The 12,187-nt window shown below is 73.9% G+C and carries 11 protein-coding genes; 6 read left to right on the top strand and 5 right to left on the bottom strand.

Annotated elements, in window-relative coordinates; genetic code table 11:
- From J0670_RS15050 to J0670_RS15025, 6 genes are all read left to right on the top strand, one after another.
- A partial coding sequence (locus J0670_RS15050) for a flavoprotein (protein WP_279383011.1) occupies nt 1–360 on the top strand: 360 nt, incomplete at its 5' end.
- A gap of 119 nt (nt 361–479) precedes the next feature.
- Nucleotides 480–1,871 carry an FAD-binding oxidoreductase gene (locus J0670_RS15045; protein ID WP_207812071.1) on the top strand — a complete coding sequence of 464 codons (1,392 nt, stop codon included), beginning with the start codon at nt 480–482 and terminating at the stop codon, nt 1,869–1,871.
- Between the two features lie 56 nt (nt 1,872–1,927).
- On the top strand, nt 1,928–2,908 hold the full coding sequence (locus J0670_RS15040) for a DUF6528 family protein (RefSeq protein ID WP_207812070.1): 981 nt from the start codon (nt 1,928–1,930) through the stop codon (nt 2,906–2,908).
- Nucleotides 2,909–3,207: 299 nt separating this feature from the next.
- Nucleotides 3,208–3,483, top strand: coding sequence for a hypothetical protein (locus J0670_RS15035; RefSeq protein WP_207812069.1), 276 nt, complete (start codon nt 3,208–3,210; stop codon nt 3,481–3,483).
- Entirely contained in the window at nt 3,480–4,031 is a 552-nt protein-coding gene (locus J0670_RS15030) for a thioesterase family protein (protein WP_207812068.1), read from the top strand. The genes J0670_RS15035 and J0670_RS15030 overlap by 4 nt, the downstream gene beginning before the upstream one ends.
- Before the next feature lie 279 nt (nt 4,032–4,310).
- Nucleotides 4,311–4,706 carry a DUF2267 domain-containing protein gene (locus J0670_RS15025; protein WP_207812067.1) on the top strand — a complete coding sequence of 132 codons (396 nt, stop codon included), beginning with the start codon at nt 4,311–4,313 and terminating at the stop codon, nt 4,704–4,706.
- A 26-nt stretch (nt 4,707–4,732) separates the two neighbouring features.
- Here the strand turns inward: J0670_RS15025 and manA are convergent, their stop codons facing one another.
- The 5 genes from manA to J0670_RS15000 all read right to left on the bottom strand — a co-directional run.
- Nucleotides 4,733–5,932 carry a mannose-6-phosphate isomerase, class I gene (gene manA, locus J0670_RS15020; RefSeq protein WP_207812066.1) on the bottom strand — a complete coding sequence of 400 codons (1,200 nt, stop codon included), beginning with the start codon at nt 5,930–5,932 and terminating at the stop codon, nt 4,733–4,735.
- 26 nt (nt 5,933–5,958) lie between these two features.
- Nucleotides 5,959–6,885: an ROK family protein gene (locus J0670_RS15015; protein ID WP_207812065.1), complete on the bottom strand. Its 927-nt coding sequence runs from the start codon at nt 6,883–6,885 to the stop codon at nt 5,959–5,961.
- Between the two features lie 110 nt (nt 6,886–6,995).
- Nucleotides 6,996–10,037, bottom strand: coding sequence for a glycoside hydrolase family 38 C-terminal domain-containing protein (locus J0670_RS15010; protein WP_207812064.1), 3,042 nt, complete (start codon nt 10,035–10,037; stop codon nt 6,996–6,998).
- A 51-nt stretch (nt 10,038–10,088) separates the two neighbouring features.
- Nucleotides 10,089–11,345 (bottom strand): glycosyl hydrolase, encoded by a 1,257-nt coding sequence (locus tag J0670_RS15005; RefSeq protein WP_207812063.1) that lies wholly within the window; start codon nt 11,343–11,345, stop codon nt 10,089–10,091.
- Nucleotides 11,346–11,408: 63 nt separating this feature from the next.
- Nucleotides 11,409–12,187, bottom strand: a 779-nt coding sequence (locus J0670_RS15000) for a carbohydrate ABC transporter permease (RefSeq protein ID WP_207812062.1), incomplete at its 5' end; no start/stop codon positions are given.

Below are 12,187 nucleotides of genomic sequence, written 5' to 3'. Positions count from 1 at the left end.
TTCATAGACGCCGACGCGATCGAGGCGCAGACCGGGTACGCGATCCGCTCGGCCTGGCGGAAACCGGGGGACGACCGGCCGCTGCCGGACGCGGACGGGATCGTCGTCACCCCCGCCACCTTCAACACGATCAACAAGTGGGCGGCCGGGATCGCCGACACCCTCGCGCTCGGGATCCTCTTCGAGGCGTACGGGAAAGGTGTTCCGACGGCCGTCCAGCCACGCGTCAGCGCGGAGCTGGCGCTGCACCCCGCCTTCGAACAGAGCCTGGACCGGCTGAAGTCGATGGGCGTGCGCATCGCGCAGACCAGCACCGGGTCGTACAGCTGGACGCGGGCGCTCGACCTGCTGAACGACTGACCTCGACGACTGACAGGGTGACTGATCCGCGTCGGCGATCCTGCCACTGTGAGGGGTGGCCCGCCGTGATCGGCCCGGGGTAGCGTCCGGGCAGGTCAGCGAGGGTGCGGGAGGTTCCGGTGGGCGCGGTCAACGGCGAGGTGTCGTTCTGGTACGCGGCGGGCGGGGTGCCGGAGCCGGGGCCCGCGCTGCCGGGCGGCCGCGACGTCGACGTCTGCATCGTCGGCGGTGGGTACACCGGCCTCTGGACGGCGTACTACCTGAAGAAGGCCGACCCGTCCCTGCGCATCGCCCTCCTCGAACGCCGCTTCTGCGGCTACGGCGCCTCCGGCCGCAACGGCGGCTGGCTGTACAACGGTTTCGCCGGCCGCTCGGCCTTCGCCCGGCGGTACGGCCACCAGGGCGCGGCGGCGATGCAGCGGGTGATGGACGAGGCGGTCGGAGAGGTCGTCGACACGGCCGCCCGGGAGGGGATCGAGGCCGACATCGTCCGCGGCGGCGTCCTCGAAGTCGCGCGCAGCAGGCCGCAGTTGGAGCGGCTGAAGGAGCACGTCGAGGCCGAGCGGGCCTACGGCGAAGGCCGCGTCGAGACGCTGAGTGCCAAGGAGGCCGCCGAGCGGATCAACGTCGCCGACACCCTCGGCGGCGTCTGGACGGCGTACGGCGCCCGGATCCAGCCCGCGAAGCTCGTCCGCGGGCTGGCCCGCACCGTTCGCGAACTCGGCGTCGAGATCCACGAGTCGACGCCCGTCACCGCGATCCTGCCCGGCACCCCGCACCGCAGGCCGAGCGCCGTCACCCCGTACGGCACCGTCACCGCCGACCGGGTCCTGCGCGCCACCGAGGGGTTCACCGCCGGGCTGCGCGGCGAGAAGCGGACCTGGCTGCCGATGAACTCCGCGATGATCGCCACCGAGCCGCTGCCCGCAGACTTCTGGGCGGACGCCGGCTGGCAGGGCCGCGAGGTGCTCGGCGACTTCGCGCACGCCTACATGTACGCCCAGCGCACCGCCGACGACCGGATCGCGCTCGGCGGCCGGGGCGTGCCGTACCGGTTCGGCTCCCGCACGGACTCGGACGGCAGCACCCAGGTGGAGACGGTCCGCCAGCTCCGGGAGATCCTCAACCGCTTCTTCCCGGCCGCCGCGCACGCCCGGATCGACCACGCCTGGGCCGGTGTGCTCGGCGTCCCCCGCGACTGGTGCGCCACCGTCGAGCTGGACCGGGCGAGCGGGCTCGGCTGGGCGGGCGGGTACGTCGGCAGCGGGGTGACGACCACCAACCTGGCCGGTCGCACCCTGCGCGACCTGGTGCTCGGCCGGGACACCGAGCTGACCGCGCTGCCCTGGGTGGGCCACACCGTGCGCCGCTGGGAGCCGGAGCCGCTGCGCTGGCTCGGGGTGCACGCCATGTACGCCGCCTACCACGCCGCCGACCGGCAGGAGGCGGCCGGCCGGGCCACCACCTCGCCGATCGCCAAGGCCGCGGACCTGGTCTCGGGACGGGGCTGAGGCCTGCCAGGGCGCGCCGCCGTGCGCGGCCTCCCCGCGGCAACCACCGTGTAGGCGTGCTGAGGAGAACCCCGCGAACCCCGCGAACCCTGCCGGCCCTGTTCCTGACGCTGCTGCTCTGCGCGCCCGCCGGCCGCGCGTCCGCCACCCCGCTCGGCCGGCAGGTGGTCGCCGCCGACCAGGCCTCCCGCCGGGTGCTGGTGCTCCAGACCGCCGAGGAGCTGATGGCCTACCAGGGCCCCGACCGGCTGCCCGTCGTGTGGTCGTGGAGCGCCGACCGGGCCCCGGACCTCGCCGACCTCGCCCCCGAGCGCAGCTGGACCAACCCGGACGAGGCGAAGAGCCGGATCCGGCAGGGCCGCCGCTACCTGCTGACCACCGCCTCCGGCGGGCTCGCCGCCGTGGTGGAGACCACCACCGGCCGCACCCGTTGGGCGGCGGACCTCGGCACCGCCGTCAACCCGCACAGCATCGAGCTGCTCCCGGACGGCAACGTCGCGGTCGCCGCGAGCGCCGGCGGCTGGGTGCGGCTGTACGCGGCCTCGCAGGGCCCGCGTGCCACCGTCCACGCCGTATTCCCCCTCCCCGGCGCGCACGGGGTGCACTGGGACGGGCGCGGCGGCCTGCTCTGGGTGCTCGGCGACGAGTCGCTGACCGCCCTACGGGTCGGCGGCACCCCGGCGGCGCCCACCCTGACCGCCGTGCGGAGCACCCCGCTGCCCGACCCGGGCGGCCACGACCTGGGGCCCGTCCTGGCCGAGCCCGGCCGGTTCTGGGTGAGCACCCTGAACGGCCTCTGGAGCTACGACCCGGCCGCCGACCGCTTCACCCCCGTCCACCTGGCCGATCCCGCCGCCGATCGGGACGTCAAGAGCATCGGCGACGAACCCGGCACCGGCCGGCTGCTCACGGTGACCCCCGACCACACCGCCCCGTGCGACTGGTGCACCTCGGTGATCCGGCTGCACCGTCCGGAGGGCGTTCGGACGCTGCGCGGTACGCACCTGTACAAGGCGAGGTGGTGGGGAGGCCGGTAGCAGACTCGGGCCGAACAGTGGTCGATTCCGCCGGGCGGGTCGCGGATTCCACCCGTTCTACGGACGGCGTTCGGCTGATGGGGCATATTGTGTACCCCCGCAAACTACTCCGATGGAAGTCAGTTTCCCGTCAGCGTCCGGAATCCATCTGCGGACCCGTGCGGACTGGGATAGCGTCGAGGCGTCGGGGGGTCGACACCGATCGGTGTATTCGAACGCTAGCTACCGGGCCGTAACGGCTCGATTTGGTCCTGGAGAACAAAATGCGGAATTCCCCTGAGGAACGCCGGTCGGAAGCAGTGGACGATCTGCAGCTCGCGGTGGAATCACTGGCAGCCTTCCCCGCCCGGAACGTGGCCGGCCCGATGGGCATGACCGAGCGGCTGGCGGCGGTCGCCGAACTGTGCCGGTCCGTCGACGCGGTGCTCGACAGCCTCGTCGTCGAGGCCGCCGCGGAGGCCGCCGAGGAGGGCTGGACGGTTGCCCGGATGGCGGCCGAACACTCCGGCTACTACGCCAGGTTGCGGCGCGCGCTGCTCCCCGCCGGGGCCGGTGCGGGGCTGACGCAGCAGTGAGCGCGCTGTACACGGGCGTGCATGTGCTGTCCTGCCCCACCCGCTGGAGCGACGTCGACGAGAACGGGCACATCAACAACGCCCGGCTGGTCGGCTACATCCAGGAGGGGATTTACGACCTGTTCTGCCACCACGCGACGGCCGTCCGGGAGGCGCTCTTCCCGTCCGGATTCATTATCGCGCGACATGAGATCGATTACCTGGAACAGCTGTACCACCGGCCCGAGCCGTTGTCGGTGCGACTGACCGTGGAGCGGATCGGGAGCAGTTCCGCACACGTCGAGGTGAATGTCTGCCGGGATGGCCTCACCTTTATGCGGGCGCGGACCGTGGTGGTCGCGCGGGACCGGGAATCCGGCCGTTCGCGCAAACTCAGCCAGGACGAGCGGCGCTTTCTCTCGGCGTTTATGACCGATCCGACGCGCGGCGAGGCCGTGAGCGCCGTCGCGCAGCCGCCCGCGCCGGCGCAGCGGATGCCGGTCCGCCCCGCCACCGTCCTGGGTGCGCCGCGTCGCCCGCGCAGACGGTGTCAGGCCTCGGCGAGCTGACCTGCGCGTTCCCGTGCCGGTGACGGCACGGGCCGGCGGCGGTATCGGCGGCGGAGCCGATCCGTCCACCCGGCCCCGGCCCCGGCCGCGGCGTGCGGATCCCGGCCGATCGGCGGTCATCAGCCCGGCCTGGTCGCAGTACGCTGAGCAGCACGGGAACCGGTACGTCCCGCGGCGGTCACCGACCGCGATGGGGCCGACCTCGCGGAGCGGAGCGGCCCCCAGCGGGCATCGCCCGCCGACGGTCCGGCCGATCCCGGCGACCGGAAGGAGAACTCGATGACCATCTCCTGGGAGGACTTCCTCGCCCGCGTCGTGGAACGCGGGGAGTACCGGGGTGAGGCGGAGGCGGACCACGCGGCCCGGGTCGTGCTCGCCCTGCTCGGCGGGCACCTGGTGGGCGCCGAGCGGTTCGACCTCGCCGACGCGCTGCCCGGGACGTACGCGACGCTGCTGCGGGACGCGGAGCCGGCCGCCGAGCCGCTGACCGCCGAGCGGTTCGTGACGGCCGTGGTCGGCTGGATCGACGGGGCGACGCCGGCGACGGCGAAGTGGGACATCGGGGCGGTGCTCAGCACCGTGTCCGACCTCGTACCGGGGGAGCTGGTCGACCGGGTGGTCGAGCAGCTCCCGGACGGCTACGACCTGCTCTTCGGTCACCCGCTGCCCGCCTGAGTCGGATCACCGCCCGCCTGAGCCGGTCACCGCACGCCGGTGGTGGCCCGGAACAGCTCCGCGCCCGGGCCGGTCAGCTCGACCGGCCCGGCGCCCGGGCGCAGGTAGGCGGAGGCGCCCGAGGGCAGGTCGAGGTGGGGACGGCCGGGGGCGCGCAGCCGGGCCCGGCCCGCGACGCAGAGGAGGATCTGCGGGGTGGCCAGATCGACCCGGCTCGGGGTGTCACCCGGGCGCAGTCGGGAGAGTCTGAACTCCTCGGCAGGGGAAGGGAATTCAGCCTCGCAGTGGTCGATCGGGCGCGCGCCCAGAACGTCCGGCTCGGCGGCGCGGAAGGACGTGACCGCGAGCAGGCCGTCGACGTCGACGTGCTTGGTGGTCAGCCCGCAGCGCAGCACGTTGTCCGAATTGGCCATCAACTCCACACCCACGCCCCGGAGATAGGCGTGCGGAACCCCGGCGTCCAGGTACAGCGCCTGCCCGGCGGTGAGTCGTACGTGGTTGAGCAGCAGCGCGGCCAGCAGGCCCGGGTCGCCGGGGTACTCCTCGGCGGCCCGGGCGTAGCCTGCGCAGGCCTGCGCGTACGGTCCGCCGCCGGCCGCCGTGCGTCGCAGGGCCTCGGTGACGGCGGCGAGTTGGGGTGCTTCGGCCGTCAGGGCCTGCCGCAGCAGCGCGGGCAGCACCTCGGCGGCGGGCCGGGAGCGCAGGGCCCGCGCCCAGGGGGCGAGAACGCCGAGGGCGTCCAGCAGCCGGGCCGTCCCGGCGGGCGGCCGGAAGCCGCAGAGCGCCTCGAAGTCGCCGAGGGCGCAGAGCAGTTCGGGCTTGTGCTCGCGGTCCTTGAACACCCGCCACGGGGCGTCCAGCGGGATCCCTCGGGCCTGCTCGCTCGCGTACCCGGCCTCCGCCTGGGCTCGGGTCGGGTGGACCTGGAGGGAGAGCGCCCGGTCGGCGGCCAGCACCTTGAACAGGAACGGCAGCGTCGGGCCGAACCGCCGTACGGTGTCCGGCCCGAGCAGGCCCTCGGGATCGTCGGCGATCAGCCGGTCCAGCGGTTCACCGCCCGCCGGCGAGGACGGCGCCGAGGGGTGGGCGCCCATCCACAGCTCGGCCTGCGGGGTGCCGTCGGGCTCGGTGCCGGTGAGCGCGGGGATGGCGGTGGGGGAGCCCCAGGCGTAGTGGCGGACCGGGTTGTGGAGCAGGGCGTACGGCGGCAGGGCAGAGGGCGGCATGGCGGAGGTCTCCGGACGACGGGCGGTCAACGGCAGAGCGCGGCCGCGCCGATCAGCCCGGCGTCGGTGCCGAGTTCGGCGCGGCGCACGTCCAGGCCGCGGACGTACGAGAGGGCGGCGTAGCGGTCCAGGTGGCGGGCGAGCGGGGCGAACAGCACGTCCCCGGCGGTGGCGACGCCGCCGCCGATCACCACCCGGCCGAGGTCGACCAGGGCGGCCGTGGCGGCGATCCCGGCCGCCAGCGCCTGGGCGGCGCGGTCGAAGGAGGCCAGCGCGACCGGGTCGCCCGCCGCGGCCGAGGCGGCGACGGCGCGGGCGGTGCGGTCCTCGCCGGCCGGCCGCCAGCCCTCGGCGATCGCCCGCCGGGCGATCGCGGGGCCGCTGGCCAGGCCCTCCAGGCAGCCGCGCGAGCCGCACGGGCAGGGCTCGCCGTCCAGCTCGACGGTGATGTGGCCGAGGTGTCCGGCGTTGCCGCTGGGGCCCGGCCGGACGGCGCCGTCGAGCACCAGCCCGGCGCCGACGCCGGTGGACACGACCAGGCAGAGCGCGTTGTCGGCGCCCCGGGCCGCGCCCTGCCAGTGCTCGGCGGCGGCCATCGCCACGCCGTCCCCCGCCAGGTGCACCGGAAGGGCGGCCACCGCCGGGTGCGCGGCGACCTCGGCGACCAGCGGGAAGCCGCGCCAGCCGGGGATGTTGATCGGGCTGACGGTGCCGCCGGCGAGGTCGACCGGCCCGGCGCTGCCGATCCCGACGGCCGTCACGGCGGCCCAGTCGGCCGTCCCGGCGAGTTGGTCCAGCACCCGGTGCACGACCGCCAGCACGGCCGCGCCCGGCTCGCGGGCCGGGGTGGGCAGCTGGAGCCGGTGCAGCAGCCGGCCGTCGTCGTCGACCAGCGCACCGGCGATCTTGGTACCGCCGATGTCGATGGCGGCGAACAGGGCGGTTGCGGGCACGGTGGGCTCCGAGGACACGGCGGGCTCCAAGGGGTCGGTTCAACGGGTGGCAGGGGCGGCGCCCCGGTCACGGGGACCGGGGCGCCGCACAGCGTACGGGGAACGGCGGGTCAGCGGGCAGCGCTGAGCCGCAGGGTGACCAGCTCGAACGGCCGCAGCGCCAGCCGCACCGCGCCGTCCTCCACCGCGACCTCGCCCCGGGTGCCGTCCCAGGGCCGCTCCAGCAGATCGCAGGGGACGGCGCCGGCCAGCGGGAAGGACGTGGTCAGCCGGCCCCGGGCACGGCCGCCGCCCGCCTCGTAGACCCGGACGATCAGGTCGCCGCTGCGGTCGTCGGCCAGCTTGACCGCGCTGACCACCAGCGCCTCCTCGTCCACCTCGACCAGCGGCGCGACCAGCTCCGCGCTGCCGGTGACCCGCCGCTCGGGCAGGCCGATCCGGTAGCCCTCGCGGACGGCGTCGGCGATCGCCGCGCCCGGGACCAGGGCGTGCCGGAAGCGGTGCAGGCCCTGGTCGGTCTGCGGGTCGGGGAAGCGCGGGGCGCGCAGCAGCGAGAAGCGGACCGTGGTGGTGGTGCCGCCGTCGCCCTCGCGCACCGTGCGGGTGACGTCGTGGCCGTAGGTGGAGGCGGTGACCAGGGCGACGCCCCAGCCGGGCTCGTCGAGGTGGACGAAGCGGTGGTTGCAGGCCTCGAACTTGGCGGCGTCCCAGCTGGTGTTGGTGTGGGTGGGCCGGTAGAGGTGGCCGAACTGGGTCTCGGCGGCGTAGCGCTCGGTGTGGATGTCCAGCGGGAACGCGGCCTTGAGGAACTTCTCGGTCTCGTGCCAGTCGACCTCGGTGTCGATGTCGAGCCGCCGCTCGCCCACCCGCAGCGTCAGCGTCTGCACCACGGTGGAGGAGCCGAAGGAGCGGGCGATCCGCACCGAGGCCGCGTCCGGGGTGCGGTCGGCGGTCATCGAGTCGACGCCGGTCAGGTCGGTGACGGTGTTGCGGTAGAACTGGTCCACGTCCCAGGCGTCCCACATGTTGGGGAAGTCGGGGTGCAGCTGGAGCAGGTTGGCGCGGCTTCCGGGGGCGACGGTCTCCCGGCCGCTCGCGAGCTCGACCAGCGAGGTGACCAGGCCCTCGGCGTCCACCACGACCTCCAGCAGGCCGTTGCGCAGCGTGAAGCCGCCCTCCGGCCGCGCGACGGCCTCGCAGCCGGAACCGCTCGGGGCGGCCACCGAGGCCCCGCCCGCCGGGACGGCCGAGCGCGCGTGCGGCGCCGAGTTGAACACCAGCTCGCGCCCGCCCGAGGCCTCCCCGGCCAGCGCCCGCTGAGCGGCGCCGATCAGCCCCTCCAGCTCCTGCGCCAGCGCCGCGTACGTCGCCTCCGCCTCGCGGTGCACCCAGGCGATCGAGGAGCCGGGCAGGATGTCGTGGAACTGGTGCAGCAGCACGGTCTTCCAGATCCGGTCCAGCTGCTCGTACGGGTACTCCGCGCCGGTGCGCAACGCGGCCGTGGTGCACCAGAGTTCGGCCTCGCGCAGCAGGTTCTCGCTGCGCCGGTTGCCCTGCTTGGTCTTCGCCTGGCTGGTCAGGGTGGCCCGGTGCAGTTCCAGGTAGAGCTCGCCGACCCACACCGGCGGGTTCGGGTACTCCGCCTCGGCCTTGGCGAAGAACTCGGCGGGCTTCTCCCAGCGGACGGTGGCCGAGCCCTCCAGGTCCTTCATCCGGGCCGCCTTGGCGACCATCTCGCGCGTCGTCCCGCCGCCGCCGTCGCCCCAGCCGGTCGGGGCGAGCGAGTGCCGGGCGACCCCCTTGTCCTTGAAGTTCTTCGCGGCGTGGGCGATCTCGCTGCCCTTCATGGAGCAGTTGTAGGTGTCCACGGGCGGGAAGTGGGTGAAGATCCGGGTGCCGTCGATGCCCTCCCAGAGGAAGGTGTGGTGCGGGAACCGGTTGACCTGGCTCCACGAGATCTTCTGCGTCAGCAGCCACTTGGAGCCGGCGTTGCGGATGATCTGGGGCAGGCCGCCGGTGAAGCCGAAGGTGTCCGGCAGCCAGGCCTCGTGGTTCTCGACCCCGAACTCCTCCAGGAAGAACCGCTTGCCGTGGACGAACTGCCGGGCCATCGCCTCCGAGCTCGGCATGTTGGTGTCCGACTCGACCCACATGCCGCCGGCCGGGACGAAGCGCCCCTCGGCCACCGCCTTGCGCACCCGCGCGTACACCTCGGGGCGGTGCTCCTTGATCCAGGCGTACTGCTGCGCCTGGGACATGGTGTAGAGGAAGTCCGGCTCGTCCTCCAGCAGCGCGGTCATGTTGGCGGTGGTGCGGGCCACCTTGCGGACGGTCTCGCGCAGCGGCCAGAGCCAGGCGGAGTCGATGTGCGCGTGGCCGATCGCGCTGATCCGGTGCGCGGACGGCACGGCGGGCGCGGCCAGCACCCCGGCCAGCTCCGAACGGGCCGCCGCGGCCGTCCCGTTGACGTCCTGGAGGTCGATCGCGTCGAGCGCGCGCTCGACCGCGCGCAGGATCTCCCAACGGCGGGCGCCGTCCACCGGCAGCTCGGCCATCAGCTCGCCGAGCACCTCCAGGTCCAGCGACAGCTGCCAGACGGTGTCGTCGAAGACGGCGAGGTCCATCCGGGCCAGCTTGTACTGCGGGCGGTCGCCGGCCGTCTCCTTGTCGCCCAACTCGGTGGGCAGGAAGGGGTGGTAGTCCAGGATGACGGGGTTGGCGGCCGCCTCGACGTGCAGTTCCACCTGCTCGCCGCCGGCCGCCGGGGCGGCGATCCGCACCCACTGGTTGCGCGGGTTGAGGCCCTTCACCGGGCTGCCGTCCGGGCGGTAGACCAGACCCTCGCACTGGAAGCCGGGCATGTTGGCGTCGAAGCCGAGGTCGATCAGCGCCTCGACCGTCCGCCCGGCCCACTCCTTCGGCACGGTGCCGGTCACGGTCAGCCAGCTGGTGCTCCAGGGCGCGCCCCAGGCGTCGCCGACGGCGATCGGGACGCGGGGCGCGGCCAGGCCCTCGGCGACCGGGACGGGCTCGCCGGGGGCGGTCCAGACGGAGACCTCCAGCGGGACGGACTCGGGGTAGACCGCCGGGAGGATGCGCTCCTCCAGGACGCGCTTGAGGCGGGACTCGACGAGGGTGCGGTCATCGTGCATGTCGGCAGGCTCCGTTGCGTGCGGGGGGCGGTGCAGGGGGAACAGCGGTGTCTAGAGGGAACGTACGTCGTCGGGGTGGACCACCTCGGTGATGCCGCGCGCGGCCAGGTGCTCCCGGTCCTCGGCGCGTTCGGCGAGTACGGTGGTGGGGCGGGCGCCGTCCTCGGCGAGGCGCATGAAGGCCTCGTACACCGGGCCGCCGGGCCCGCAGACCGAGCGGTGCGGCGAGGTCGTCTCGTCGCCGGTGGCCACGACGACGGCGGTGGTGCGCGGCGTCGGCGGCCGCCAGGAACGGCGGGCCTCGGCGGCGGCCTCCGCGAGCCGGGCGCCGGCCGGCTTGACCTTCCGGTCGGTGGTCAACAGGCCGAGGCTGTACTCCAGTTCGGGGAAGTCGGCGAGCGAGCGGTCCACGTCGTGCGAGCACCACCAGGTGACGCCCCACACGTCCGGGCAGTCCAGCACGGCCTCCACGGTGGCGCCGGTGAACCGGGCCGCGTCCTCGGCGGTGATGTGCGGGGCGGGCGCGCCCACCTCCTGGAGCCAGACCGGGCGGGCCGGGTCGTCCGCCCAGGCCTTGGACAGCTCGACCAGGTAGGCGGCGTGCTGCGCGGTGGCGGTGGAGTGGGCGCCGTAGCGCTGGGCGGTGCCGTTGAACACCCAGGAGTGCACGGCCGTCGCGGCGCCGATCCGGGCCGAGTGCCAGGGAGTGAACGGGTGCTCGTCCAGGTACCAGGCGGCGTCGTAGGAGGCGTGCAGGTGCATCCGGCCCGGCGCGCCCTGCTCGCAGGCGGCGAGCATCCGGCGCAGCCAGGCCTCCGCCTCGGCGGGGGTGATCCGGTCCGGGTCGGGGTGCGGGGCGCCGGAGAACTGGTTGATCTCGTTGCCGAGCGTCATCCCGAGGAAGTTCGGCCGCTCGCGCAGCGCCCCGGCCAGGGTGCGCAGGTAGGCAGCCTGGCCGTCGAGGACCTCGGGGTCGGTGAAGATGTTCCGCCGGTGCCAGGTCTGGGTCCAGGACGGCAGGAAGTCGAAGCTCGACAGGTGGCCCTGGAGGCCGTCCACCGCGACGTCCAGCCCGCGCTCGCCGGCCGCGTCCACCAGGGCGGCGAGCTGCTCGACGGCGCGCGGGCGGATCAGGGTGCGGTTGGGCTGGAACAGCGGCCAGAGCGGGAAGACCCGGACGTGGTCCAGGCCGAGGGCGGCGATGGAGTCGAAGTCGGCGCGCACGGCGTCGAGGTCGAAGTCGAGCCAGTGGTGGAACCAGCCGGCGCTGGGGGTGTAGTTGACGCCGAAGCGGGGGGTGGTGGTCACGGGGAGAGCTTCCTCAACTGGTGTGGGGCGTACGGACGGTGGACCGTCCGTCGGGAAAAGGGCTCAGCCCTTGACGGCTCCCTCCTCGACGCCCTTGAAGAAGAAGCGCTGGCAGACGCCGAACACCACGACGATCGGCAGGAAGGCGATCATGGTGCCGGCCGCGATCAGCCGGGGGTTGGCGGAGAAGGTGCCGTTGAGGTACTGGAGCCCGACGGTGAGGGTGTACTTCTGCGGGTCGGTGAGCACGATCAGCGGCCACAGGAAGTCGTCCCAGGCACCGATGAAGGTGAAGATGACGATCACGCTGAGCATGCCGCGCACGTTCGGCAGGCCGATGTGCCACAGCCGCTGCCAGACGTTGGCGCCGTCGACCAGCGCGGCCTGGTCGAGCTCGACCGGCACGGCGGCGAAGGCGGTGCGCATCAGCAGCACGTTGAGCATGGCGATCGCCCCGGGCAGCGCCACGCCGGCCAGGCTGTCGGCCAGGCCGAGGCCGCGCACCAGCACGTACTGGGAGACGATGGTGACCTCGCCGGGCAGGATCAGGGTGGCGAGGAACAGGCCGAGGACGAGCTTGGCGCCGCGGAAGCGCAGCCGGGCGAGGGCGTAGCCGGCCAGGGTGCAGCCGACGACGTTGCCGGTGATGCAGACGGCGGCCACGATCAGCGAGTTGAGGGCGTACGTCCACACCGGGATGGTGTCGGCGACGGTGCCGTAGTTGCCGAGCGTGGGCTGGTCGGGCAGGAAGCTCGGGGTGCGGGTGTAGACGTCCTCGGTGGCGCCCTTGAGGGAGGTGGACAGCTGCCACAGGAACGGGCCGATGACCAGCAGGAGCACCA

The organism is Streptomyces sp. FH025 (assembly GCF_017427025.1).
Taxonomy (GTDB): Bacteria; Actinomycetota; Actinomycetes; order Streptomycetales; family Streptomycetaceae; genus Kitasatospora.
This window is presented reverse-complemented; position numbering and strand designations above follow the sequence as displayed.